The organism is Acidovorax sp. SUPP2539 (genome assembly GCF_030158975.1).
In the GTDB taxonomy this organism is placed as follows: Bacteria; Pseudomonadota; Gammaproteobacteria; order Burkholderiales; family Burkholderiaceae_C; genus Paracidovorax.
Genome location: NZ_BQXJ01000001.1, coordinates 1,324,243 through 1,349,353 on the forward strand (window position 1 = coordinate 1,324,243; position 25,111 = coordinate 1,349,353).

General features: G+C 68.5%; 23 protein-coding genes. 20 read left to right on the top strand and 3 right to left on the bottom strand.

Translation table 11 applies throughout. From position 1 onward, the window contains the following. Positions 1-37: 37 nt before the first annotated feature. Positions 38-1,009 (bottom strand): LysR substrate-binding domain-containing protein, encoded by a 972-nt coding sequence (locus AVTE2539_RS06025; protein ID WP_502868868.1) that lies wholly within the window; start codon positions 1,007-1,009, stop codon positions 38-40. Between the two features lie 216 nt (positions 1,010-1,225). Between AVTE2539_RS06025 and AVTE2539_RS06030 the strand changes: the two genes are divergently transcribed. The 6 genes from AVTE2539_RS06030 to AVTE2539_RS06055 all read left to right on the top strand — a co-directional run bounded on the left by AVTE2539_RS06030 (position 1,226) and on the right by AVTE2539_RS06055 (position 7,069). Continuing rightward, positions 1,226-2,458 (top strand): metal-dependent hydrolase family protein, encoded by a 1,233-nt coding sequence (locus AVTE2539_RS06030; protein WP_284408892.1) that lies wholly within the window; start codon positions 1,226-1,228, stop codon positions 2,456-2,458. Positions 2,459-2,489: 31 nt separating this feature from the next. Further along, positions 2,490-3,710 (top strand): ABC transporter substrate-binding protein, encoded by a 1,221-nt coding sequence (locus AVTE2539_RS06035; protein WP_284408894.1) that lies wholly within the window; start codon positions 2,490-2,492, stop codon positions 3,708-3,710. A gap of 78 nt (positions 3,711-3,788) precedes the next feature. Continuing rightward, complete coding sequence (locus AVTE2539_RS06040) at positions 3,789-4,664, top strand: branched-chain amino acid ABC transporter permease (protein ID WP_272564160.1); 876 nt, start codon at positions 3,789-3,791, stop codon at positions 4,662-4,664. Between the two features lie 19 nt (positions 4,665-4,683). Next, positions 4,684-5,562, top strand: a complete 879-nt coding sequence (locus tag AVTE2539_RS06045) for a branched-chain amino acid ABC transporter permease (protein WP_284408897.1) — start codon at positions 4,684-4,686, stop codon at positions 5,560-5,562. Continuing rightward, the gene (locus AVTE2539_RS06050) at positions 5,559-6,338 is read left to right on the top strand and encodes an ABC transporter ATP-binding protein (RefSeq protein WP_502868869.1); all 780 of its coding nucleotides are present in this window, start codon (positions 5,559-5,561) and stop codon (positions 6,336-6,338) included. Before AVTE2539_RS06045 ends, AVTE2539_RS06050 begins: the two co-directional genes overlap by 4 nt. Continuing rightward, positions 6,335-7,069: an ABC transporter ATP-binding protein gene (locus AVTE2539_RS06055; RefSeq protein ID WP_284408902.1), complete on the top strand. Its 735-nt coding sequence runs from the start codon at positions 6,335-6,337 to the stop codon at positions 7,067-7,069. The genes AVTE2539_RS06050 and AVTE2539_RS06055 overlap by 4 nt, the downstream gene beginning before the upstream one ends. A 143-nt stretch (positions 7,070-7,212) precedes the next feature. Here AVTE2539_RS06055 and AVTE2539_RS06060 read toward each other — a convergent pair whose 3' ends face one another. Then, a complete protein-coding gene (locus AVTE2539_RS06060; protein ID WP_284408904.1) occupies positions 7,213-7,656 on the bottom strand; it encodes a universal stress protein in 444 nt (147 codons plus the stop codon). Positions 7,657-7,763: 107 nt separating this feature from the next. Between AVTE2539_RS06060 and AVTE2539_RS06065 the strand changes: the two genes are divergently transcribed. The 10 genes from AVTE2539_RS06065 to AVTE2539_RS06110 all read left to right on the top strand — a co-directional run bounded on the left by AVTE2539_RS06065 (position 7,764) and on the right by AVTE2539_RS06110 (position 18,081). Further along, complete coding sequence (locus tag AVTE2539_RS06065) at positions 7,764-10,253, top strand: heavy metal translocating P-type ATPase (RefSeq protein ID WP_284408906.1); 2,490 nt, start codon at positions 7,764-7,766, stop codon at positions 10,251-10,253. Further along, positions 10,253-10,390, top strand: coding sequence for a cbb3-type cytochrome oxidase assembly protein CcoS (gene ccoS, locus AVTE2539_RS06070; protein WP_272564155.1), 138 nt, complete (start codon positions 10,253-10,255; stop codon positions 10,388-10,390). Before AVTE2539_RS06065 ends, ccoS begins: the two co-directional genes overlap by 1 nt. A 211-nt stretch (positions 10,391-10,601) precedes the next feature. After that, entirely contained in the window at positions 10,602-12,038 is a 1,437-nt protein-coding gene (locus AVTE2539_RS06075; protein ID WP_284408908.1) for an alpha/beta hydrolase, read from the top strand. Positions 12,039-12,630: 592 nt separating this feature from the next. After that, positions 12,631-14,070 (top strand): cytochrome-c oxidase, cbb3-type subunit I, encoded by a 1,440-nt coding sequence (gene ccoN / locus AVTE2539_RS06080; protein WP_284406787.1) that lies wholly within the window; start codon positions 12,631-12,633, stop codon positions 14,068-14,070. 19 nt (positions 14,071-14,089) lie between these two features. After that, the gene (gene ccoO / locus AVTE2539_RS06085; RefSeq protein WP_272548311.1) at positions 14,090-14,719 is read left to right on the top strand and encodes a cytochrome-c oxidase, cbb3-type subunit II; all 630 of its coding nucleotides are present in this window, start codon (positions 14,090-14,092) and stop codon (positions 14,717-14,719) included. Positions 14,720-14,739: 20 nt separating this feature from the next. Then, positions 14,740-14,877: a cbb3-type cytochrome oxidase subunit 3 gene (locus AVTE2539_RS06090; RefSeq protein ID WP_272548310.1), complete on the top strand. Its 138-nt coding sequence runs from the start codon at positions 14,740-14,742 to the stop codon at positions 14,875-14,877. A 24-nt stretch (positions 14,878-14,901) separates the two neighbouring features. After that, positions 14,902-15,816 (top strand): cytochrome-c oxidase, cbb3-type subunit III, encoded by a 915-nt coding sequence (gene ccoP, locus AVTE2539_RS06095; RefSeq protein WP_284408910.1) that lies wholly within the window; start codon positions 14,902-14,904, stop codon positions 15,814-15,816. A gap of 111 nt (positions 15,817-15,927) precedes the next feature. Next, complete coding sequence (gene ccoG / locus AVTE2539_RS06100) at positions 15,928-17,376, top strand: cytochrome c oxidase accessory protein CcoG (protein ID WP_284408912.1); 1,449 nt, start codon at positions 15,928-15,930, stop codon at positions 17,374-17,376. Between the two features lie 82 nt (positions 17,377-17,458). Further along, on the top strand, positions 17,459-17,743 hold the full coding sequence (locus tag AVTE2539_RS06105; protein WP_284408914.1) for a FixH family protein: 285 nt from the start codon (positions 17,459-17,461) through the stop codon (positions 17,741-17,743). Positions 17,744-17,787: 44 nt separating this feature from the next. Next, entirely contained in the window at positions 17,788-18,081 is a 294-nt protein-coding gene (locus AVTE2539_RS06110; protein WP_272548306.1) for a hypothetical protein, read from the top strand. Positions 18,082-18,112: 31 nt separating this feature from the next. On the opposite strand, the gene fnr is transcribed toward AVTE2539_RS06110, so the two are convergent. Further along, the gene (gene fnr / locus AVTE2539_RS06115; protein WP_272564148.1) at positions 18,113-18,832 is read right to left on the bottom strand and encodes a fumarate/nitrate reduction transcriptional regulator Fnr; all 720 of its coding nucleotides are present in this window, start codon (positions 18,830-18,832) and stop codon (positions 18,113-18,115) included. A 177-nt stretch (positions 18,833-19,009) separates the two neighbouring features. Here fnr and hemN point away from each other — a divergent pair, with 177 nt between their 5' ends. The 4 genes from hemN (at position 19,010) to AVTE2539_RS06135 (ending at position 25,087) form a co-directional block, all read left to right on the top strand. After that, positions 19,010-20,392 carry an oxygen-independent coproporphyrinogen III oxidase gene (gene hemN / locus AVTE2539_RS06120; protein ID WP_284408915.1) on the top strand — a complete coding sequence of 461 codons (1,383 nt, stop codon included), beginning with the start codon at positions 19,010-19,012 and terminating at the stop codon, positions 20,390-20,392. A gap of 17 nt (positions 20,393-20,409) precedes the next feature. After that, entirely contained in the window at positions 20,410-21,168 is a 759-nt protein-coding gene (locus AVTE2539_RS06125) for a sulfite exporter TauE/SafE family protein (protein WP_284408917.1), read from the top strand. Between the two features lie 146 nt (positions 21,169-21,314). Continuing rightward, on the top strand, positions 21,315-22,613 hold the full coding sequence (locus AVTE2539_RS06130) for a cyclic di-GMP phosphodiesterase (RefSeq protein ID WP_284408919.1): 1,299 nt from the start codon (positions 21,315-21,317) through the stop codon (positions 22,611-22,613). Next, on the top strand, positions 22,610-25,087 hold the full coding sequence (locus AVTE2539_RS06135) for a sensor domain-containing protein (protein ID WP_284408921.1): 2,478 nt from the start codon (positions 22,610-22,612) through the stop codon (positions 25,085-25,087). Before AVTE2539_RS06130 ends, AVTE2539_RS06135 begins: the two co-directional genes overlap by 4 nt. Positions 25,088-25,111: the final 24 nt, after the last annotated feature.

Genomic DNA, 25,111 nt, shown 5'->3' on the forward strand with positions numbered 1-25,111 from the left:
CCGGCACCGCGGCGCAGGGCAGGGCGATGCCCCTGAGTCAGGCCGCCGCCGCTGACCCGCTGGCGCAAAAGATGCAGCCGGCCGTGGGCGCGGTGCCTTCGCCCGGATCGGTGCCCGCCGCGTGGCTGCAGCAGTGCTCCAGCCAGCCGCTCACCAGCCGGTACACCGACAGGTTGGTGCGGGCCGTGGGCGCGCACAGGTAGTAGCCCAGCGGGCTCTGGAAGCGCTGGCCCAGCGGCTCCACCAGCGTGCCGGCCTGCAGTTCGTCCTCCACCAGGCAGGTGGGCACGATGCCCACGCCGAAGCCCGACACGGCGGCCCGGATGATGAGCGAGTACAGGTTGAAGCCCGGCCCGAAGCGGCTGCCGCCGGTGTCGCAGCCGTTCGCCGCCATCCAGTCGTGCCAGGCCAGCGGCACCTCGATGTGCTGCAGCAGCGTGGCGTGCTGCAGGTCGGCCTGGGTGCGCAGCGGCAGCGTGTCGCGCAACTGGGGGCTGCAGACGATGCTGGTCTCCTGCCCGATCAGGTAGCGGGCGTTGGCGCTGGGCCAGTTGCCGTAGCCGTACTGGATGGCGGCATCGAACTCGTGCGGCACCGCGAAGTCGTGCGCGTGCTGGTAGCGCACGAAGTTCAGCGACACCTGCGGCAGCGTGCGCTTGAAGTGCCCCAGGCGGGGAAACAGCCACTGCGCCGCGAACGTGGGCGGTACCGAGAGGTTCAGCGCCCCGCCGTCGCCGCCATAGGACATGAGCTGGGCCGTCGCCGACTCCAGCGCGGCGATGGCCGGGCGCGTGGCGTTGAGGTAGGTGGCGCCCGCATCGGTCAGCTCCAGCCCCGACGAGCGGCGGATGAAGAGCTTCTGGCCCAGGTAGTCCTCCAGCGATGCGATGTGGCGGCTGATGGCGCTTTGCGTCACGCACAGCTCCTTGGCCGCCATGGTGAAGGCCTGGTGCTTTGCCGCAGAGTGGAAAGCGTTCAATTCCGAGAGGGTGGGGCAGAGGCGGCGCATGCAGTGGTATGAGTTGTAGTCATGGGCAGGTGAGATTTTAGGCGTTGCGACAAGACGCCATTGGCCCGATAAATGCAACCTGTGACGGCGTTGTGACGGTTTTTCCCGAATGAAGGTGTCAGCGTGCACCACCTTCGGGACGGTACGGGGCCTTGGCCCCCATCACCGCCAGCCCATGAGTAATTTCGAAGCCCCTATTTTGGATTTTTTGATTCCATGACCGCTTTGTTGATTGAAAACAGCCAGGTGCTGGACGTGCATGCGCTGGCGCTGCGCCCGGGTCTTTCGGTGCTGGTGCAGGACGGGCGCATCGCCGCGGTGGGCGAAGGCCTGCAGGCGCCCGAAGGCGCCACGGTGGTCGATGCGCGCGGCATGACGCTCATGCCCGGCATGATCGACTGCCACGTGCACGTGGTGGCCTCGTCGTTCAACCTGGGCGCGGTGGCCAGGATGCCCAACGTGTTCACCATGCTGCGCTCGCTGCCCATCATGAAGGGCATGCTGGAGCGAGGCTTCACCTCGGTGCGCGATGCGGGCGGCGGCGACTGGTCGCTGGCCGAAGCGGTGCGCACGGGGCTGGTGCTGGGCCCGCGCATCTTTCCCTCGGGCAAGGCACTGTCGCAGACGGGCGGGCATGCGGACTTCCGCCAGCGCAACGACGACCTGGACGTGTGCTCGTGCGCCTACAAGCTGGGCAACATCGGCCGCGTGGTCGATGGCGTGGACGCCTGCCGCCTGGCGGTGCGCGAAGAGATCCTGAAGGGCGCCACGCAGATCAAGGTCATGGCCTCGGGCGGCGTGGCCTCGCCCAACGACCCGATCAACAACCTGGGCTATTCCGAGGCCGAGTTGCGCGCCATCGTGGAAGAAGCCTCCAACGCCAACACCTATGTGATGGCCCATGCCTACACGCCCCGCGCCATCGCCCGCGCCGTGCGCTGCGGCGTGCGCACCATCGAGCACGGCAACCTGGTGGATGCCCCCACGGCCGAGCTGATGGCCGAGCTGGGCGCCTTCATGGTGCCCACGCTCATCACCTACGAGGGCCTGGCCAACGAGGGCGAGCGCTATGGCCTGCCGGCGGTGTCCATCGCCAAGATCGACTCGGTGCGCGGCCAGGGCAAGCAAGCCATCGAGATCCTCGCCAAGGCCGGCGTGAAGATGGGCCTGGGCAGCGACCTGCTGGCCGAGACGCACTACCTGCAGGCCGACGAGTTGCGCCTGCGCGCCGACGTGCTCGGCAACGGCCCGGTGCTGCAGCAGGCCACGCTGGTCGGCGCCGAGATCCTCGGGCAGCAGGGCCAGCTGGGCGAAGTGACGCCCGGCGCCATCGCCGACCTGCTGCTGGTGGACGGCAACCCACTGACCGACATCACCTGCCTGCTGAACCAGGGCGAGCGCATCCGCGCCATCGTCAAGGACGGCGCCTTCGTGAAAAACAACCTCTGACACCAACCCCCTGACCTGACCGGAGAACACCATGCAACGTAGAAATTTCGTCAAGCTCGGCAGCGCCGCAGCCGCCCTGCAGTGCCTTCCCTCCATCGGCTTCAGCCAGCAGGGCGAGGTCTTCCGCATCGGCTCGCTCACGCCCATCACCGGCGCCGGCAGCCCCTACGGCCCGGGCATGCAGCAGGCCATCCGCCTGGCGGTGGACGAGGTCAACGCCGCGGGTGGCGCGGGCGGGCGCAAGCTGGAACTCTTCACCGAAGACGACCAGACCAAGCCCGACGCGGCCGTGCTGGCCGCCAAGAAGCTGATCGAAGTGAATAAGGTGCAGGCCGTGCTGGGCACCTGGGCTTCGGGCGTGACGCTGGCGGTGATGCCGCTGACCGATGCGGCCGGCATCATCCAGATGAACGTGTCGGGCGCACCCGCCATCTCCACGCTCGACACCAAGGACCTGGTGTGGCGCTTTCAGGCCACCAATGACCGCTTCGGCGCGGCGTTCGCCGAGATCTGCGCCAAGCGCGGCTTCAAGCGCCCGGCCACCATGGCGTTCAACAACGCCTCGGGCCTGGGCAACGTGGAAGGCTTCACCAAGGTCTGGGAAAAGCGCGGCGGCAAGGTGGCGGCGCACGTCACCTACGAGCCCAGCCGCCCCAGCTACCGCAGCGAGCTGCAGAAGATCCTCGCGGCCAAGCCCGATGTGATCGTGATGGGCTCGTACCTGCCCGACACCACCATCATCCTGCGCGAATGGTTCCAGTCCAGCGCCGACAACAAGTGGGTCATCCCCGGCTGGGCGGCCAATCCCGACCTGGTGAAGGCCCTGGGCGCCGAAGTGTGCGAGGGCATCATCTCGGTGGAGACGGTCTCCAACGAAAAGAGCACCTCATACGCGCAGTTCGACGCGGCCTTCACCAAGGCCACGGGCAAGGCGGCCTCCACCAACATCTACGCCGCCATGGCCTACGACATGGTGATCTCGCTGGCCCTGGCCATGGAAGCGGCCGGCCCCAAGGCCACGGTGGAGCAGGTCAACGCCAAGCTGCGAGAGGTGTCCAACGCCCCCGGCACGGCCGTGTACTCGTTCGCCGAAGGCAAAACGCAGCTGGGCAAGAAGGCCAAAGTGAACTACGAGGGCGCGTCCAGCAAGCTGGACTTCGACAAGTTCGGCGACGCCACGCCCGACTTCGGCGTGTTCATCATCGAAAAGGGCCAGCTGGTGCGCCGCGACGTGGTGTCCATCACGGTGTGAGCGGGCGCAGCCCGGGCGGCCCCGAGCGGGGGCGCCCGGGCTTTTCTTGACAAGGCAGGGTAAGAACGAGATGACGCAATGACCTGGATAGCTTTCGCAAACCTGTTGATCAATGGATTGATCGAAGGCCTGGTGGTGGCGCTGCCCGCACTGGCCATGACCCTGGTGATGGGCGTCAACCGCTTTCCCAACGCGGCCACGGGCGACTTCCTGACCACCGGCGCCTATGCCGCCGTGGCGGTGCAGATGCTGGGCGGCTGGCCGCTGTGGGCCGCGGCGCTGGCGAGCATGGCCGCGACCGCCGTGGTCTCCGCGGGCTCGTACACGCTGATCTTTCGCAAGCTGGCCGGGCGGCCCATGGTGTCGTCCATGCTGGCGGCCATCGGCCTGGGCTTTCTGCTGCGCAGTTTGATTTCTTTCTTCGCCGGGCACGACCAGCGCACGTTCGACCTGCCGCTGGTGCGGGCCTGGAACTTCGGCGGCGTGCGCCTGCTGCCGACCGACGTGGCCATCGCGGGCATCGCCGTGCTGTGCCTGCTGGTGGTGTTCGTGCTGATCTACAAAACGAGCTTCGGGCGCCAGTTGCGTGCCGTGGCCGACAGCGCCGACCTGGCGCGCGCCAGCGGCATCCGCGCCGGCGGGCTCATGCTCAGCCTGTGGGTGCTGGTGGGCGCGCTCTCGGCCATCGGCGGCGTGCTGCTGGGCATGAAGGCCATCGTCAGCCCCGAGATGGGCTGGGAGAGCTTGATTCCCGCCTTCGCCGCCATGGTGCTGGGCGGCATCGGCAGCCCGGTGGGCGCGGTGCTAGGCGCGCTGCTGCTGTGCGTGGCGCAGGAGCTGGCCGTGCCGCTGCTGGGGCCTTCCTACAAGCTGGTGCTGTCGTTCGTGGTGCTGGCGCTGGTGCTGCTGCTGCGCCCGGCCGGCATCATGGGCCGCGTGCAGCTGGTGCGCTGATGCCGAAGGAGCCGAATCCATGATTGCCTACCTTTGCGCCATCGGCGTCATCGCCCTCATCTACTGCCTGCTCGCGCTGGGCCTGAACCTGCAGTTCGGCCTCACGCGGCTGGTGAACTTCGGCGTGGTGGCGTTCTTCGCCGTCGGCGCCTACACCTCGGGCCTGCTGTCGCTGCAGGGCGTGCCGCTGGCGCTGTGCTTCGTGGCCGCGGGCGTGCTCTCGGGCCTGCTGGCGCTGCCCATCGGCCTGCTGTCGCTGCGGTTGCGCGACGACTACCTGGCCATCGTCACGCTCGGCTTCTCGGAGGCCGTGCGCATCTCCATCCAGCAGGAAAGCTGGCTCACCAAGGGCGTGCAGGGCCTGCCGGGCCTGCCCAAGCTGTTCGCGACCTGGGGGCCGGTGTCGGACTTGGCCACGTTCGCCACCTTGCTCGCGCTGGTCGCGCTGGTGTCCTGGGGCACGGTGCGGCTCACGCGCAGCCCCTTCGGGCGGCTGCTGAAAGCCATCGGCGACGACGAGGCCGCGCTGTCGGCGCTGGGCAAGGACCCGGCCTGGTTCAAGGTGCAGGTGTTCATGCTGGGCGCGGCGCTGGCCGGCGTGGCGGGTGCGTTCTACGCGCACTTCATCACCTTCATCACGCCCGAGCAGTTCATTCCGCTCATCACCTTCTACGTGTGGATGGGCCTGGTGATGGGCGGCGCCGGTTCGGTGCGCGGCGCGGTCTTCGGCTCGCTGCTGCTCATGGTGTTCCTGGAGGGCTCGCGCTTCGCCAAGGACTGGGTGCCGGGCGTGTCCGAAGTGGGCATGGCCAGCCTGCGGCTCGCGGCCGTGGGGCTGGCGCTGATCCTGGTCACCCTGTATCGCCCGAGCGGCCTGTTCGGAGGGAAGTCGCAATGATGGCAACGACAGCAGCACCGATGCTGAAAGTGGAGGCCGTGACGCGGCAGTTCGGCGGCTTCAAGGCGGTGGACGGCGTGTCGCTGCAGCTGGCCGAGCAGGAGATCCTGGGCATTGCAGGCACCAACGGCGCGGGCAAGAGCACCCTGTTCGCCGCCATCGCCGGCCAGCAGCCCGCCGATGCCGGGCGCATCACCTTCACCGGCCAGGACATCACCCGCGTGCCGCCGTACCGCCGCGCGCGCATGGGCCTGGTGCGCACCTTCCAGATCCCGCGCGAGTTCAAGAGCCTCACGGTGCACGAGAACCTGCTGGCCGCCGCGGCCAACCCGCAGGGCGAGCGCCTGGTGAACGCGTTCTTCCAGACGCGCAGCCTGCGCGAGCACGAAGCGCAGCTGGCGGCCAAGGCCGACGGCATCCTCCAGTTCCTGAACCTGGCGCGCGTGCGCGATGTGCGGGCGGGCGGCCTGTCGGGCGGGCAGAAGAAGCTGGTGGAGCTGGGCCGCGTGCTCATGCTGGACCCGCGCTGCATCCTGCTGGACGAGCCTTTCGCGGGCGTGAACCCGGTGCTGATCGAGGAAATCTGCGACCGCGTGCGCGAGCTGCACGGCCAGGGCATCGCCTTCATCGTGATCGAGCACCACCTGCAGGCGCTCAAGGCGCTGTCCCACCGCATGATCGTGATGGACCGCGGCCGCATCCTCGCCGAGGGCGATCCGCACACCGTGCTGGACGACCCGCGCGTGCAAGAGGCCTACATGGGAGGGGTGGTATGACCAACGCAGCGCACAACAGCAGCAGCGGCAGCAACCTGCTGCAGATCGGGCAACTGCGCGGCGGCTATTCGGACGTGGACATCATCCACGGCATCGACCTGGCCGTCGCGCCGGGCGAGATCGTCACCATCGCCGGCACCAACGGTGCGGGCAAGTCCACGCTGGTGAAGGCGCTGCTGGGCCTGCTGCCGCGCGTGGCGGGCAGCATCCACCTGGGCGGGCGCGACATCACGCGGCTGTCGGCCGAAGACCGGTTCGACGCCGGCCTGGCCTACGTGCCCCAGGTGGCCAACGTGTTCCCCTCGCTCACCGTGCGCGAGAACCTGCTGGTGGTGCGCGGCGTGCCGCACGTCAAGCGCCGCATGGACGCGGTGCTGGCGGATTTTCCCGCCCTGGTCGAGCGCCTGCCGCAGCCCGCCAGCAACCTCTCGGGCGGCGAGCGCCAGCAGCTGGCCTTCGCCCGCGCGCTGATGCCCTCGCCCCGCATCATGGTGCTCGACGAGCCCACGGCGGCGCTGGCGCCCTCGCTGGTCGGCAAGGTGTTCGACATGGTGCGCACGCTGCCCGCCGCCGGCGTGGCGGTGCTGATGGTGGAGCAGCGCGCGCGCCAGGCGCTGCAGATCAGCCAACAGGGCTACATCCTCGACCAGGGGCGCTGCGTGCTGCAGGGCCCGGCTGACGGGCTGTTGGCCGACGAGCGCATGGCGCAGCTGTACCTGGGCAACCACTGACGGCGAGGAAGGGCGTGCCCGCTGTGGGTGGATGCTCCTTTTTTGATAGCGTTATGCCCTAGTATCGATTGCGCTGGAGGGCGATTCGGCTCGAAATCGGTGGGCCACACGGCCTGCCCGCCGGCGCAGGCGGCCGCTTCCGGTCAGCGCAGCACCAGCACGGGGATGTGCGAGTGCGTCAGCACGTGCTGCGTCTCGCTGCCCAGCAGCAGCCGCTGCAGGCCCTTGCGCCCGTGCGAGGCCATCACGATCAGGTCGCATTGGTGCTTTCGGGCGGCGGCGATCACCGCCTCAGCGACGAGGTCGGACTTGCTCACCACCGCCTTCACCGCCACGCCCTGGGCGCTGCCCAGCGCCTTGACCCCTTCCACCAGTGCTTTGGCGGATGCGGTCCACTGCGCCTCGATGCGCTTGGCATCTCCCGTGTCCACGAGGGAGCCGCCCTCGAAGTAGCTGCGCGGATAGCGCGGCACCACCTTGAGCGCGACCACGGCGGCGCCGCTCAGCGCCGCCAGCGCGAGGCCGTGGTCCACGGCCTTGCCGGAGAGTTCGGAGCCATCGGTGGCGATCAGGATGCGTTGGTACATGAAAGACTCCTGAAGTGGACGGAGGATGCCAGCTTACGAAGCCTGGGCATGGGCAGGCTTGATCCAGGTCAATGTGCGGACGGGGCAGGGCGCATAGCCTCGGGTCCATGCTTTCCCATCGCTTCGAGCCGCCTCCCGACCGCCCCGATCTGGCTGCGGGAACGCCGGCCCCGGACGCTCCGTGCGCCGAGCCTGCCTTGCTGCTCGACGACCCGCAGGAGTGGGCGTCGTTCGGCCGCGCCCACCTGCCTGCGGGTTCTGGCGCCGACGCCGATGCCACCGCGCAGACCTGGGAATCGCACGTGGTGCTGGAAGGCATGCACTGCGCCGCCTGCGCCCTGACCATCGAAGACGTCCTGCGCGCCGTGCCCGGTGTGGCGCAGGCCGATGTGAGCGCGGCCACCCGGCGCGCGCGCGTCGTGTGGAATGCGGCGCAGGTGCGGCCCTCGCAGTGGATCGCGGCGGTGCGGCGCGCGGGCTACCGGGCCCTGCCGGCCATGGACGCCTTCGCGCGGGCGCAACGCCAAAGCGAGCACCGCCGCGCGCTGTGGCGCTGGCTGGTGGCCGGCTTTTGCATGATGCAGGTGATGATGTACGCGTGGCCCGCCTACGTGGCGCAGCCGGGCGACCTCACGGCCGAGATGGAGCAGCTGCTGCGCTGGGCCTCGTGGGTCATCACGCTGCCGGTGGTCATCTTCGCCTGCGGGCCGTTCTTTGCGAACGCGCTGCGCGACGTGCGCCTGCGCCGGGTGAGCATGGACCTGCCCGTGGCGCTGGGCATGGCCATCACCTTCGGGGTGAGCACGGCGGGCACCTTCGATCCCGCGGGAATCTTCGGGCGCGAGGTGTTCTACGACTCGCTGACCATGTTCGTGTTCTTTTTGCTCACCGGCCGCTGGCTGGAGCTGCGGCTGCGCGACCGCACGGCCGGCGCGCTGGAGGCGGTGATGAACCGCCTGCCCGACAGCGTGGAGCGCCTGGGGGCCGATGGCGCCTTCGCGCGTGTGGCCGTGCGGCGCCTGGCCGTGGGCGACACGGTGCGCGTGCTGCCGGGCGAGGCCTTCCCGGCCGATGGGTGCATCACGCGGGGCGACACGCTCGCGGACGAGGCCCTGCTCACGGGCGAGTCCACGCCCGTGGCGCGGCCCGAGGGCAGCGCCGTGACCGCCGGCAGCTACAACCTGCAGTCGGCCGTGCAAGTGAAGGTGGAGCGGGTGGGGGCCGACACGCGCTTCGCCCAGATCGTGGCGCTGATGGAAAGCGCCTCGCTGCAAAAGCCGCGCTTGGCGCAGCTGGCGGACCGCATCGCGCGGCCGTTCCTCATCGCCGTGCTGGCGGCCGCCGCGCTGGCCGCCGCGTGGTGGTGGCCCACCGACCCGGGCCATGCGCTCATGGTGGCGGTGGCGGTGCTCATCGTCACCTGCCCGTGCGCGCTGTCGCTCGCCACGCCCGTGGCCATGCTGACCGCGGCGGGCACGCTGGCGCGCCAGGGCGTGCTGGTGCGCCACCTGCAGGCGCTGGAGGCCCTGGCGGGGGTGGACACCGTGGTGTTCGACAAGACCGGCACCCTCACGCGGGACGGCATGGCCGTTCGCGGCGTGCACCCGGCGCCAGGCCTGGAACGGGCCGACGCCCTCGCACTGGCCGCGGCCGTGGCCCGCCATTCGGTGCACCCGGTGTCGCGGGCGCTGGTGGCTGCGGCATCGCGCGAGGGGCTGCCCGCCGCCTCGCGCTGGCACGTGCTGGAAGTGCACGAACTGGCCGGGCAGGGCCTGGTGGCGCGTTTGCGGGGGGCGGGCGAGGGCGCGGATGGCGCCGCCGATGCGCGAAGCCGGCTGGCCCTGGGCGAGCGCACCGTGCGCCTGGGCTCCGTGCGCCATGCGGGCGCCGGCGGCCCGGCAGGTGACGGGGCCGGGGGCAGCGTCATGGAGCAGCAGGTAGTGCTGTCCGAGCAGCGCAGCGACGGCACGCGCGTGGAACTGGCCCGGTTCGACTGGAGCGAAGACCTGCGCCCCGAAGCGCCCCGCGCGGTGCGCCGCCTGCGCGATGCGGGCGTGGCCGTGCAGTTGCTCTCCGGCGACCGGCCCGGCGCGGTACGGCGCATCGCCACGCAGGTGGGCATCGAGCGGGCGCAGGGCGACTGCACGCCGCAGGACAAGCTCGCGCTGCTGCAGGCCGAGCAGGCGCGGGGCCACCGCGTGGCCATGGTGGGCGACGGGCTCAACGACGGGCCGGTGCTGGCGGGCGCCCATGTGTCGTTCGCCTTCGGCCGCGCCGTGCCGCTGGCGCAGTCGCGCGCGGATTTCGTGGTGATGGGCGGCGACCTGGAACAGGTGGTGCAGACGCTGCTGCTGGCCCGCCGCACCCTGCGCGTGGTGCGGCAGAACCTGTGGTGGGCCGCGCTCTACAACGCGCTGTGCGTGCCGCTGGCCGTCGTGGGCTGGATGCCGGCGTGGCTCGCCGGGCTGGGCATGGCGCTCAGTTCGCTGCTGGTGGTCGCGAATGCGGCGCGGCTGGCAGCCGGTACCGGCTCCCCGCACGCTCCCGCTTCGGCACCAGCCGCCCACAGCGACGTGCCGCTGCCGGAAGGTGTGTGATGGACATCCTCTACCTGCTCATTCCCCTGTCCGTCGTGCTGGTGCTGCTGGTTTTGATGGGCCTGGGCTGGGCGGTGTCCCGGGGCCAGTTCGAGGATGTGGAGCAGGAGGGCGAGCGCATCCTGCGAGATGAATGACCGGAGCGCCAAGCCAAACCGTCCAGCATTCAACGCCCGCCGCGTCACGCAGCGGCTGACGGGCCCCTATGGCAGACCAACCGCTGCTGCCGCCACCCGTCGCCCGCGTGACAAACGCGCGGGAAAACCCGCACAGGGGTAACGCAAGCCGTGCCTAGACTGGCGCCGCCAATCCGGGCGTCATTGCTCCCCTAACGAGAGAGACACAAGCATGCAGCCGATCCGCTTTTTGATTCCTTCCCGCACGGCTGCCATCGGCGCCGTCAGTGCGTTGCTGCTCTCGGCTTGCGGTGGTGGCGGGGGCCTCGCGCCAGAGGAAACCCGTGTGCAAGACACCCGCACCAGTTTTGCCGTGGCCACCGCCAGCCTGCCTTTCGCAGCCATGGATGGCACCACGGTGCAGACCGACCGCTGGAGCGGCACGAATGCCGGCGCGGGCTACCGTGTAGAGGTTCCGAAGAACTGGAACGGTATCCTGGTGATGTACGCCCACGGCTATGCGGGTGAAGGCAATGCGCTGACCGTGTCCAACCCGGCTTTCCGGCGTTACCTGATCGAAAACGGCTACGCCTGGGCGGCATCCAGCTACACCAAGAATTTTTATGACGTGCGCGTGGGCGTGGAAGACACCAATGCGCTGGCCAATGCGTTTGTGGCGATTGCCGCCGCCAACGGCCGTGTGCTGTCAGAGCCTGCCCGCACCTATGTCACCGGTGTCTCGATGGGCGGCCACATCGCCGCCGCCGCCATCGAGGACGAGGCGCAGCAAACGGCGGTCCACAAGCGGCGCTACCAGGGCGCCCTGCCGATGTGCGCCGTGCTGGGCGATCTGTCGCTGTACAACTATTTCGGTGCCTACCAGTTGGCGGCGCAGAAGCTGGCCGGTGTGCCCGCCGTCGCCGCACCCACCACCGACTGGGCCGCGCTCGCTCCGCGCGTGCGCGACGCCATGTTCGGCAGCCAGACATCGTTTGCGCCGGTGACGCCGCAAGGGCAGAAGCTCAAAGACATCGTCATGAACCTGACCGGCGGGCCGCGGCCGATCTTCGAGCAAGGCTTTGCCAATGCTCCGCTGCAAAACACCGTGTGGGGCACCTTCGGACGCGACGGCACCCTCAACGGCATACTGAACAAGCAGGGAATCGACACCACCGGTACGGTCTACCGGTTCAATGCCAGCGCGGCAGAGGTGGCAGACTTCAACGCCACCATCGCGAAGTGGGTGCCGGCACCCGACGCCAACCGCCTGCGCACCGATGGCCTGCGCTGGGTGCCACAGGTCAATGGCCAGTTCCGCATCCCGGTGGTCACCCTGCATACGCTGGGCGACATGTACGTGCCCTTCCACATGGAGCAGGTCTACCGCGACCGCGTGGAGGCCAACGGCAATGGCCAGTGGCTGGTGCAGCGCGCCATTCGCGCGCCCAGCCACTGCGATTTCACCGTGGCCGAGCAGTCTGAAGCATTCAAGGCGATGGCCGATTGGGTCGAGAAAGGCACCAAGCCCGCGGGTGACGACGTGAAAACGCCGGCCACCGTCGCTGACGCACGTTATGGCTGCACCTATACCCGCAACGCAGGTGGGCGCGACGACAGTGCTGCAACCGTGGCGACCCGCGCAACCTTGCCCGGGTGCAGCGGCAGCTGATCTGGCGTCGACTCGAATGCAGGGCTAAACCCCGTGGGGCGGACCTTCTGGCATCGCCTCGCATGCATCCCCTCTGCCGCTCAACCAGCCCAAGGGCAACTTTCTTTTGCTCCGCAAGCGGGACTGCGCCGACAGGAATCGCGGGTGTTTCAGGTCAGTGGCTACCAAGGTGCTTAGGCTCCTTCGGCTCGGCGCAGAAAGCGAGTCTCGTGGGTGGTCGGTGTAGCGGCGAAGCAGTGACGTCCCTGTTGAACGACCAGTCGGGCCCGCCGTCCAGAATTTGGTCCTGGAAGGATGCCGAACCGCTCGTACACGCGGGTCTGGATCGCCTTGTTCATTGACAACACAGGTGTTGCGCTTCAGGTTCGAATCCGCCCGGTGACCACGGCGTGACTCCTGATTTCTTGGTAGAGATCCATTGGCGATTCTCTGGTGGTTGCTGACTCATGCCAACCCTGTACGGACAGCCGTGCTGCCAGTGGTTGGCCTGATGCCCTGTGACCCCGGCTGGATTCATCGCAACGGTTGACATGCGTCAATGCCCCCAACGGGTATCCGGAAGAAACTTTCCGTGCAATCAAAGAGGTGCACGATGGAATCTCCAAAAACCGCTGCCGCGCATTACGACGACACCGTCGTGCGGCAGTTTTCGATCATGGCCGTGGTGTGGGGGGTGGTGGGCATGCTGGTCGGCGTCTTCATCGCCGCCCAGCTGGCCTGGCCGGAACTCAACTTCGGCATTCCCTGGCTCAGCTACGGCCGTCTGCGGCCGCTGCACACCAACGCGGTGATCTTCGCCTTCGGCGGCTGCGCGCTGTTCGCCACCAGCTACTACGTGGCGCAGCGCACCTGCCAGGTGCGCCTGTTCGCGGGGCCGCTGGCGTCGTTCACGTTCTGGGGCTGGCAGCTCGTCATCGTGGCGGCGGCCATCAGCCTGCCGCTGGGCTACACCACCGGCAAGGAATACGCCGAGCTGGAATGGCCCATCGACATCCTGATCACGCTGGTGTGGGTGTCGTACGCCATCGTGTTCTTCGGCACGATCGGCCGCCGCAAGGTGCGCCACATCTACGTGGCCAACTGGTTCTTCGGCGCGTTCATCCTGGCGGTGGCGCTGCTGCACCTGGTCAACAGCGCCGAAGTGCCTGCCGGCTGGATGAAGAGCTACTCGGCCTATGCCGGCGTGCAGGACGCGATGGTGCAGTGGTGGTACGGCCACAACGCGGTGGGCTTCTTCCTCACCGCAGGCTTCCTCGGGATGATGTATTACTTCATCCCCAAGCAGGCCGGCCGCCCGGTGTACAGCTACCGCCTGTCGATCGTGCACTTCTGGGCGCTGATCTTCACCTACATGTGGGCGGGCCCCCACCACCTGCACTACACCGCGCTGCCGGACTGGACGCAATCGGTGGGCATGGTGTTCTCGCTGATCCTGCTGGCCCCCAGCTGGGGCGGGATGATCAACGGCGTGATGACGCTGTCGGGCGCTTGGCACAAGCTGCGCGACGACCCCATCCTGCGCTTCCTGATCGTGTCGCTGTCGTTCTACGGCATGGCCACGTTCGAGGGCCCGATGATGTCCATCAAGACCGTCAACGCGCTCAGCCACTACACCGACTGGACCGTGGGCCACGTGCATGCCGGCGCCCTGGGCTGGGTGGGTCTGATCACCATGGGCTCGCTGTACTACCTGATCCCGCGCCTGTTCGGCCGGGAAAAGATGCACTCGGTGCCCGCCATCGAGCTGCACTTCTGGATGTCCACCATCGGCATCGTGCTGTACATCGCCGCGATGTGGATCGCCGGCGTCATGCAGGGCCTGATGTGGCGCGCGGTCAATGCCGACGGCACGCTCACCTATACCTTCGTCGAAAGCGTGAAGGCCACCTATCCGTTCTACGTGGTCCGCTTCGCCGGCGGCCTGCTGTACCTGGGCGGCATGCTGGTGATGGCCTGGAACGTGTGGGCCACCGCCATCTCGGGCCGCTCGGTCAAGGTGTCGATCCCCGCCGTGAACACGGCCCATGCCTGAGTCCCGAGGAGCGCATTCCATGTCCGAACACAACCCCAAATCGGCCGGCTTCTCGCACGAGAAGATCGAGACCAACAACTTCCTGATGATCGTGCTGATCGTGCTGGTGGTCGCCATCGGCGGCCTGGCCGAGATCGTGCCGCTGTTCTTCCAGAAGTCCACCACCGAACCCGTGACGGGTGTGCAGCCCTACACCGCGGTGCAGCTGCTGGGCCGCGACATCTACCTGCGCGAGGGTTGCTACAACTGCCACTCGCAGATGATCCGCCCCTTCCGCGCCGAGACGCTGCGCTATGGCCACTACTCGGTGGCCGGCGAGTTCGTGTACGACCACCCTTTCCAGTGGGGCAGCAAGCGCACCGGCCCCGACCTGCACCGCGTGGGCGGCAAGTACAGCGACGAGTGGCACCGCATCCACCTGAACAACCCGCGCGACGTGGTGCCCGAATCCAACATGCCCGCCTACAGCTGGCTGGAGAAGACGCCCGTCGATCCCGCCGTGGCCGCGCCGCGCATGAAGGCGCTGCGCACGGTGGGCGTGCCCTACACCGACGAGCAGATCGCCGCCGCGTCCGAGGAGGTCAAGGGCAAGACCGAGATGGACGTGCTCGTGGCCTACCTGCAGGTCATGGGCCGCGCCCTCAAGTAACGAACCCCAAGGAGCTGGTCATGGACATCACCACTGTGCGCATCGTCGCCACGCTGGCATCGCTGGCGTGCTTCCTCGGCATCCTGGTCTGGGCGTTCTCGCGCCGCAACCGGGCCCGGTTCGAGGAGGCCGCGCGCCTGCCCTTCGAGCAAGACTGATCCGCAAAAAACAATGAGAACGACATGAGTGACTTCACCCACAATTTCTGGTCGGTGTACGTGGCGGGGCTGACCGTGGTCGGCATCCTGGGCTGCCTGCTGCTGCTCTGGATCACGGCCCGCAAGAAGGTCGCGCCCAGCACCGACAACACCACGGGCCACGTCTGGGACGAGGACCTGCGGGAGATGGACAACCCCATGCCGCGCTGGTGGATGTGGCTGTTCGTGCTCACCATCGTCTTCGGCTTCGGTTACCTGGCCGTCTATCCGGGCCTGGGCCGATTTGCCGGCCAGTTCGGCTGGACGCAGGCCGGCGAGTACGAGGCCGAGATGGCCAAGGCCCGCACCGAGCTCGCGCCGCTGTACGCTCGCTTCGCCGCGATGGAGACCGAGGAGATGGCCGCCAACCCCGAGGCCATGGCCATCGGCGAGCGCCTGTTCATGAACAACTGCGCGCAGTGCCACGGCTCGGACGCACGCGGCAGCAAGGGCTTTCCCAACCTGGCCGACAACGACTGGCTGCACGGCGGCGCGCCGGAGAACATCCGCGAGACGCTGGAGAAGGGCCGCATGGGCACCATGCCGCCCATGGCCGCGGCCGTGGGTTCGCCGGAGGAGATCCGCAACCTCGCGCACTATGTGCTGAGCCTGTCGGGCAGCCCGCACGATTCGCTGCGCGCCTCGCTGGGCAAGTCCAAGTTCACCGCCTGCGCGGCCTGCCACGGCATGGACGGCAAGGGCAATACGGCCCTGGGTGCGCCCAACCTGACCGACGACGTCTGGCTGCACGGCTGGGGCGAGGCGGCCATTACCACCATGGTCAACCACGGCAAGGTCAACGTGATGCCGGCCCAGGCCGACAAGCTGACCGAGGCGCAGATCGGCGTGCTCACCGCCTACGTATGGGGTCTGTCCCACCGCGCGAACGCGGTGCGCTGACGGCGCCGATGCCACCGGGGAACGCGATCCGGGCCTTTCCCTCGGCGCGCCCTGGCCGGCGGCGCAGCCGCTGACGCGTTCCCTTGCCGGCCCACCCTTTCGAGAACTGCCATGAAGCCACCCAGCGGGCCTGCCCGCAAGGTCATTCCCATCACCCCGGTCGCGTCTGGCGCTGCCGATGCGGCCGCCGAGATGGTGTCGCTGTACGAGGCGCAAAAGAAGATCTACCCGCGCTCCATCCGCGGCGTGTTCGCCCGCTGGCGCTGGGCCATGGTGGCCCTCACGCAGCTCGTGTTCTATGCGCTGCCCTGGCTGCAGTGGGGCGAGCGGCAGATGGTGCTGTTCGACCTGGGGGCGCGGCGCTTTTACCTGTTCGGGCTGGTGCTGTACCCGCAGGATTTCATCTACCTCACGGGCCTGCTCATCGTCAGCGCGATGTCGCTGTTCCTGTTCACCGCGGTGGCGGGGCGCCTGTGGTGCGGCTTCGCCTGCCCGCAGACGGTGTACACCGAGATCTTCATGTGGATCGAGCACCGGGTGGAGGGCGACCGCAGCGCCCGCCTGCGCCTGGATGCTGGGGGCTGGACCTTCGAGAAGGTACGCAAGAAGGCACTCAAGCAGTTCCTCTGGATCGCGGTGGCGCTGTGGACGGGCTTCACGTTCGTGGGCTACTTCGTGCCCATCCGCCAACTGTCGGGCGAGTTGATGGCGATGCAGGGCGTCTGGCAGATCTTCTGGGTGCTGTTCTACGGCTTCGCAACGTACGGCAATGCCGGCTTCATGCGCGAGCAGGTGTGCAAGTACATGTGCCCCTACGCCCGTTTCCAGAGCGCCATGTTCGACCGCGACACGCTTATCGTCACCTACGACGACGCGCGCGGCGAGCCGCGCGGTCCCCGAACCAAGACGGTGGATTACAAGGCCCGCGGCCTGGGCGATTGCATCGACTGCACGTTGTGCGTGCAGGTGTGCCCGGTGGGCATCGACATCCGCAACGGCCTGCAGTACGAGTGCATCGGCTGCGGGCTGTGCGTGGACGCCTGCAACACCGTGATGGACAAGATGCACTACCCGCGGGGGCTGATCCGCTTTTCCACGCAGAACGGCGTGGCGGCCCGCTGGGGCCGGGCGCAGATGCTGCGCCGCGTGCTGCGCCCCCGCGTGCTGGTCTACAGCGCGGTGCTGGTGGCGCTGTGCGTGGGGCTGCTGTCCAGCCTGGTGCTGCGCACGCCGCTCAAGGTGGACGTGGTGCGCGACCGCGCCGCGCTCTCGCGCATCGTGGCCGGCGGGCAGCTGGAGAACATCTACCGCCTGCAGATCATGAACGCCACTGAGTCCGGCCAGCGCTACCGCATCGGCGCGAGCGGGCTGCAGGGGCTGCGCGTGGCGTCCGACGCCGAGGTGGAGATCGGCGCGGCCGAGTCCCGCTGGGTGGCCGTGCGCCTTCAGATTCCCTACGGCTCCGCGCCGCCCGGATCGCATGCCGTGCAGTTCGACGTGCAGGCGCTGGGCTCGGGCGGCCATGTCGCCGAGAAGTCGGTGTTCCTGGTGCCGCGATGAGCGCCGCAGGCCCCACCATTTCCGTTGCAGGCGCCAGGCCCCTGGCCCGGCCGCCTTTCTTTTCCTGTCAGGAGTGAACACCATGCCATCCCCTACCGCCGCCGCACCGGCTCCCGTTCCTTCGGCCGCTCCCTGGTGGAAGTTCGGCTTCGTCTGGATGGTCATTGCCGGGCCGGCCATCGTGGTCGTGGCGGGCTTCACCACGCTGTGGGTGGCGGTCGTGCGCCCCGACCCGGTGGTGGCCGAGGACTACTACCGCCAGGGCATCGAGATCAACAAGACGCTGCAGGGCGCGCCGAACAGCCTGGCCCCGGCCATGAAGGCGCGCAACCATGCGGCCACCCCCGCGCAGGACCAGCCGCGCTGAAAGCGGCCTGTCCGCACCACCCCCGAAACGAGGAGACAAGCGCAATGTGGACCCAACGCCTCATGTGGATTGCATGGCCCGCCTTCCTGATGGCGGGCGTGCTGGAAATGCTGGTCTTTGCCCTGGTGGACCCACAGGACATGCACTGGTTCGGACAGCCGCTGGCGCTCTCGCGCGAGGGGGTCTACACCATCGCCTTCTTCGCTTTCTGGCTGGTGACGATGGCGTCGAGCGCGCTCACCACGCTGCTGGCCATGTCGCCGTTCGAGCTGAACCGCTGCCCCGTGCCCGTGACTGACCGGCCCGCGGACTGCGCGCGCCACCACCCGGGCGCATGAAATGCCAGCGCCGGTGCCGGGGCCCGGCCGCTCAGTGGCAGTTCTGCGAGTTCACGATGCGCTTGAGCGCCGCGGTCTCCAGGATGCGCACGTGGCGCTGCTTGACCTCGACGATGCCGTCCTCGACGAACTTCGAGAAGGTGCGGCTCACCGTCTCCAGCTTGAGGCCGAGGTAGCTGCCGATTTCCTCGCGCGTCATGCGCAGCACGAGTTCGGACTGCGAGAAGCCCCGGGCATGCAGGCGCTGCACCAGGTTGAGCAGGAAGGCCGCCAGGCGCTCTTCCGCCCGCATGCTGCCCAGGAGCAGCATCACGCCGTGCTCGCGCACGATCTCGCGGCTCATGATCTTGTGCACGTGGTGCTGCAGCGCCGTGACCTCGCGCGACAGCTCCTCGATGCGGTCAAAGGGCATGACGCAGACCTCGGCATCTTCCAGCGCGACGGCGTCGCAGGTGTGGTGGTCGCTGACGATGCCGTCCAGGCCGATGATCTCGCCGGCCATCTGGAAGCCCGTGACCTGGTCGCGGCCGTCTTCGGTCGCCACGCAGGTCTTGAAGAAGCCGGTGCGGATGGCGAACAGCGAGCTGAAGGGCTCGCCGTTGCGAAACAGGGTGGCCCCCCGCTTGACCTTGCGGCGCACGGCCACGATGTCGTCGATCCGCTGCAGTTGCTGATCGTTCAGGCCCAGCGGCATGCACAGCTCGCGAAGGTTGCAGTTCGAGCATGCCACTTTGATGGTTTGCGGATTCATGGGCAAAGGCCTTTTCGGTGAGGGAAGGACGGGCGGCCGGCAGGGTGGAAAGCCCCGGGCGAACGCAAGGCGCCTGTCATGGATCAATTGTGGCAGCGTGCGCCTGCAGAACCCTTGACCCAGGTCAAGGGTTTCCCGGGAAGGCTGCGGCACATTGGGCAGGCACAAGGAAATCCCATGATCGCTGTCACCTCTGAACTCCTGCGCCGCTTCGACGTGCCCGGCCCCCGCTACACCTCCTACCCGACCGCCGACCGGTTCGTGGAGGCCTTCGGACAGGACGAATACGTTCTCGCGCTGCAGCAGCGCCGCCTGGGGTCGGCCGCCAAGGCATTGCCCTTGTCGCTGTATGTGCACATCCCCTTTTGCGAGTCGCTGTGCTACTACTGCGCCTGCAACAAGATCATCACCCGCCACCCCGAACGGGCCGAGGTCTACCTGCGCTACCTGAGCCGCGAGATCGACCTGCACACGGCCCAGTGCGGCGTAGGGCAGGTGGTGAGCCAGCTGCACCTGGGCGGAGGAAGCCCGACGTTCCTGTCGGACGACGGCCTGCGGTCGCTGATGGCCATGCTCCAGCGCAGCTTCACGTTCGCTCCCGGCGGCGAGTATTCGATCGAGATCGATCCGCGCACGGTGGACGCGGGCCGGCTGGCGCTGCTGGCGGAACTGGGCTTCAACCGCCTGAGCTTCGGCGTGCAGGACTTCGACCCCGAAGTACAGAAGGCCGTGCACCGCATCCAGCCGGCAAGCCAGGTCTTCGACCTGGTGGCCAGCGCGCGGGCGCTGGGCTTCGATTCCATCAACATGGACCTGATCTACGGCCTGCCGCGGCAGACGCCCGAGTCCTTCGAGCGCACGCTCGAGCAGGTGGGCCGGTTGCGGCCCGACCGCATCGCGCTGTATGCGTATGCCCACCTGCCCGAGCGCTTCAAGCCGCAGCGCCGCATCGTGCCGGCCGACCTGCCGCTGGCGGCGTCGAAGGTGGCCATGCTGTCGCAATCGCTGCGGTCGTTCCAGGACGCCGGCTACGTCTATGTGGGCATGGACCACTTCGCGCTGCCGGGCGACGCGCTGGCCGTGGCCAAGCGCCAGGGCCGGCTGCACCGCAACTTCCAGGGCTACAGCACCCAGCCCGATTGCGACCTGCTCGGCCTGGGCGTGTCGGCCATCGGCCGCGTGGGCGCCACCTACAGCCAGAACGCCAAGACGCTGGACGAGTACTACGACTTCATCAACCAGGGGCGCCTGCCGGTCGTGCGCGGCCTGGCGCTCACGCGCGATGACCTGGTGCGCCGCTCCGTCATCATGGCGCTGATGTGCCAGGGCGAGGTGCTGTTCGAGCCGGTGGAGCAGGCGTGGCTCATCGATTTCCGGCAGTACTTCGCCACCGAGCTGCAGGCGCTGGAAGACTTGCAGGCACAGGGCCTGGTCGTGCTCGGCCAGGAAGGCATCGAGGTCACGGCCATGGGCTGGTTCTTCGTGCGCGGCGTGGCCATGCTGTTCGACCGCTACCTGCAGGCCGACCGCAACCGCGCGCGCTTTTCCCGCATCATCTGAGCTGCAAGGACGCCGCCATGCCCGACACCCTGGTCTGGACCGCGTTGGCCATGGGGCTGGCGGGCGGCCCGCATTGCCTGGCGATGTGCGCGGCGCCCTGCGGGGCGCTGGTGCGCACGGGTGGCCTGGGCCATGCCACCGCGCCAAGCGGGGGGGCGCAGCCGGTGCGATGGGCGGGCCGCGGCCTGGCTTTGCCGGCGGGGCGCGTGTGGACGCGGCCTTTGGCTTTCCATCTGGGCCGGCTGGCCGGGTACGCCCTGGCGGGCGCGATGGCGGCCTGGGCCATGGACCGCCTGGCCTGGCTGACCCAGCAGGCGGCTGCGCTGCGGCCGGCCTGGACGCTGCTGCACGTCGCCGTGCTCGCCTGGGCCGTGCTGCTGGTGTTCCAGGCGCGTCAGCCGGCCTGGGTGGACCACGCGGGCCGCGTGCTGTGGCAGCGCGTCGCCCCCTGGGTGCGCTCGCCCGGCGGCCTGTTCTCCACGGGCCTGGCCTGGGCCTGCATGCCCTGCGGCCTGCTGTATTCCGCGCTGCTGCTCGCGGCCTTGACCGGAAACCCCTGGCGCGGGGCGCTGGCCATGGTCTGCTTCGGCGCGGGCGGCACGGCCTGGCTGGTGGCAGGCCAGTGGCTCTGGCAGCGGCTGCGGGGCGGTGGTGCTGCCGGGGATGCCCGAGGAGGGTGGGGCGTGCGGCTGTCCGGCCTGCTGCTGTTCGGAATTGCCGCCTGGGGGCTGTGGATGGACGTCTTCCACCGCCAGGCCGAGCCCTGGTGTCTCTAGCCAAGCCCTTCGAACAGGGGGTTAACAACGGCTATCGTGATCGGGGTTCGTGAAGTTTTTGACATTTGATTCGGGGGTGTATTAACTGGTGATAATGGTTACCAATACCCCGGCGTCCCCGTGGCGCCTTCCGGCGCCCCCCGAAAGTGACTAATCCCCTTCTCATCGATGTCGGCCGGCTGCGTGTAGGCATGTACATTCAGCTCGATCTGGGCTGGATGAACCACCCTTTTCCGGTCAGCAGTTTCCGCATCGCCTCGCCGGAGCAGATCAGTACCCTCGCCGCCCTGGGCCTGTCCCAGGTGCGGTGGATTCCTTCCAAAAGCGATCCGTCGGTGCAGGGCCTGCTGCCGCCCGGCCATCCTTCCGCCCCCGATCCCGTGACCGAAGCCGCCCGGGCGCCGGTGGAGACTGGGCCTTCGATCGCCCAGGCCTCCATGGCGGAGTTCCGCGAGCGCATCAAGGCGCAGAGCCGCTCCCTGGCCGCCTGCGACGAGCGCTTCGCGCGCGCCACGCGGGTGTACGAGCGCCTGGCCACCAGCGCCGAGCAGGACCCTTCGGAGGCGCGTGCCTCCACCAACGCGCTGGTGTCCAGCTGCGTGGATGAGCTGCTCGACCAGGGCGACTCCGCCATCCGCCTGCTCTCGGAACGGGTGGGCACGCGCGCGGCGCTGCATTCGGTCAACGTGATGGTGCTGTCGCTGCTGCTGGGCAAGGCCCTGGGCCTGCTGGGCGACGACTTGCAGCCCCTGGGCGCGGCCGCGTTGCTGCACGACCTGGGCAAGATCACCCTGCCGCCCCATGTGGCTCAGCCGCATTCCGCGCTGGGTCCGGCCGACCAGGCCCTGTACGAGGCGCATGTCGGCGAATCCGTCGTGCTGGCAGAGCGCATGGGCCTGAGCACCGCCGTCATCGAGGCCATCGCGCATCACCATGAAATGGCCGATGGCACGGGCTTTCCACTCCAGCTCAAAGGGGCCGACATCTCCCGCGGAGGGCAGGTGCTGGCCCTGGTCAACTACTACGACCGGCTGTGCAACCCGCTGCGGGGCGCCAACGCGCTGACCCCGCACGAGGCGCTGTCGGTGATCTTCGCGCAGCACAAGCAACGTTTCGATGCGGTGGTCCTGCGGGCCTTCATTCGCATGATGGGCGTGTACCCACCGGGCTCGATCGTGCAGCTCGTGGACGACCGCTACGCTATCGTCACGGCCGTGAACTCCGCCCGCCCGCTGCGGCCCAAAGTGATCGTGCACGAGTCCGGCGTCTCCAAGGACGATGCCCTGGTGATCGACCTGGAAGACCAGCCGGCGCTGGGCATCCGCCGCAGCCTGCGGCCCGCGCAGCTGCCGCGCGATGCGCTCGACTACCTGTCGCCCCGCAAGAGGATCTGCTACTACTTCGAACGGGCCGTCGACGCCGCGCCGACCGGGGCCCGGACGTGATCCGCGGTCCGCAAGGCAGCGTGTGGCGCGCCGTGTTCGACGGCTTGCTGGAGGCCGTGTGGCTGGTCGAGCCCGAGGGGCTCACGGTGCGCTTCGCCAATCAGAGCGCGGCCGCGCTGCTCGGGCGCTCCCCCGAAACCATGGAAGGCGCGGACGCCGTCGAATTGCTGGCCTGTACGCCGGAAGACCTGTACTTCTGGGCGCAGGACCACGATGCGCTGATGCGCGGCATCCAGTCGCACTCCGGCCTGCTGGGCGGCGACGGCCAGTTCATTCCGGTGGACCGGCGCGTGTCGCGCGTGGATTCGCCCGCGGGCGAGGCACTGCTGCTGGTGACCATGATCGATCGCCGCGAGCAGGCCTCGACCGAGCGCGAGCTGGAAATCCTGCTGTCCGAATTGCGCGCCACGCTCGACTCCGCGGCCGATGGGATTCTGGTGTGCGACATGGGCGGGCGCATGCGGGCCTTCAACCAGCGGCTGGCGCAGCTGTGGGACATGCCCGAGAACCTGCTCGTGCAGCGCAACGACGCCGCCGTGGTGGCCCACATGCAGCAGCAGGTGGCCGATGCCGATGCCTACCGGGCGCGGCTGTCGTCCATCGCGTTGGAGCCGGGCCGCGACACCACCGACATCCTGCACCTGCGCAACGGCACCATCATCGAGCGCCGTTCGGTGCCGCAGCTGAGCCAGGGCCGCCCCGTGGGCCGGGTGTTCTCGTTCCGCGACGTGACGCTCAACGCCGAGGCGCAGGCCAGCCTGCGGCTGGCCGCGCGGGTGTTCGATTCCAGCCTGGACGCCATCTTCATCGCTGACGACCGGCACCAGATCGTGCGCATGAACCCGAGCTGCGAGCGGCTGATCGGTGCGCCCGCGGTCGCCTTGCAGGGCGTGCCCGCGGTCTCGCTCTTCGGAGCCGAGGGCGCGCAGCCTGGCTGGATGGAACACGTCCTGGCGGCGTGGGACCGCGACGGCTTCTGGGAGGGCGAGCTGCGCCTGCCCGAGGGCGGCGCGAACGGGGCCGCGCGACGGGCCTGCGCGGTGCACCTGTCGTGGGTGGTGCTGCGCAGCGAGACGGGCAATGCGCTGCAGAGCATCGGCTTCATGCGCGACCTCACGCAACAGCACGCGGCCCGCACGCGCATCGAGGAACTGGCGTACAGCGACGTGCTCACCGGCCTGCCCAACCGGCTGCGCCTGTCGCGCCGCGTGGGCGAAGCCATCGACGCGATCCAGCAGGGGCCGCGCCCGGACGCCGGCACCTTCGCCATCCTGTTCGTGGACCTGGACCGGTTCAAGATCATCAACGACTCCCTGGGCCACCTGTTCGGCGATCGCGTGCTGCAGATCGTGGCCAAGCGCCTGCAGGGCTGCCTGCGCCAGAGCGACATGCTGTGCCGCCTGGGCGGCGATGAGTTCGTGGTGTACCTGCACGGGGGCGATGCCGCGATCGCCGAAGGCGTGGCGCGCCGCATGCTCGAGGACATGCTGCGGCCCTTCATGCTCGACGGCATGGGGTTTTCCATCCAGTGCAGCATCGGGGTGGCGCTGTACCCGCAGGACGGCGAGACGCTGGACGACCTCATCAAGCAGGCCGACACCGCCATGTACCGCGTGAAGGAGCGTGGCCGCGGAAGCTACGGCTTCTACCAGCCGCAGATGAATGCCGACCTGCTGTCGCGCATGAAGCTCGAACACGCCATGCGCCAGGCACTGGGGGAGCAGCGCATGGTGGTCCACTACCAGCCGCAGGTCGCCATGGCGACCGGCAGCGTGGTGGGCGCCGAGGCGCTGCTGCGCTGGACCGATCCGGAACTGGGGCCCATTTCGCCTGGCGTTTTCATTCCGCTGGCCGAAGAGTCCGGCTACATCATCACGCTGGGTTCATGGGTCATGGAGCAGGCCGTGCAGGAGGCTGCGCGATGGATGCGCTCGGGCTCGCCGCTCGTGATGGCCGTCAACGTATCGGCGCTGGAATTTCGCCAGCCCGATTTCGTCGATCGGCTCACGCAGCTCTTGCTCAAGCACGGGCTGCCGGCCTCGCTGCTCGAACTGGAGCTGACCGAAACCATCCTGCTGCAGGACGCGCAGGAGATGGAGCAGCGCCTGCAGGCGCTCGCCGAGCTGGGCATCGGCCTGGCCATCGACGATTTCGGCACGGGCTATTCCAGCCTGGCCTATCTGAAGAAGCTGGCGATCCACAAGCTCAAGATCGACCAGTCGTTCGTGCGGGGCCTGCCGGACGACGACGGCGACCGCGCCATCATCAATGCCATCGTGCACATGGGGCGCGCACTGCACATCGAAGTGGTGGCGGAGGGCGTGGAAACCCAGCAGCAGCGCATGGCGCTGGAGCAGATGGACTGCCGTTATTTCCAGGGGTATCTGTGCGCGCCGGCGATGCCGGCCGAAGCCTTCAGAAACCTGCTGGCGAGCCGCCAGAGCTATTCGTGGGGATTGTCGACGCCGGCGTGAAGACCGCCGGGCCGCGGGGGGAAA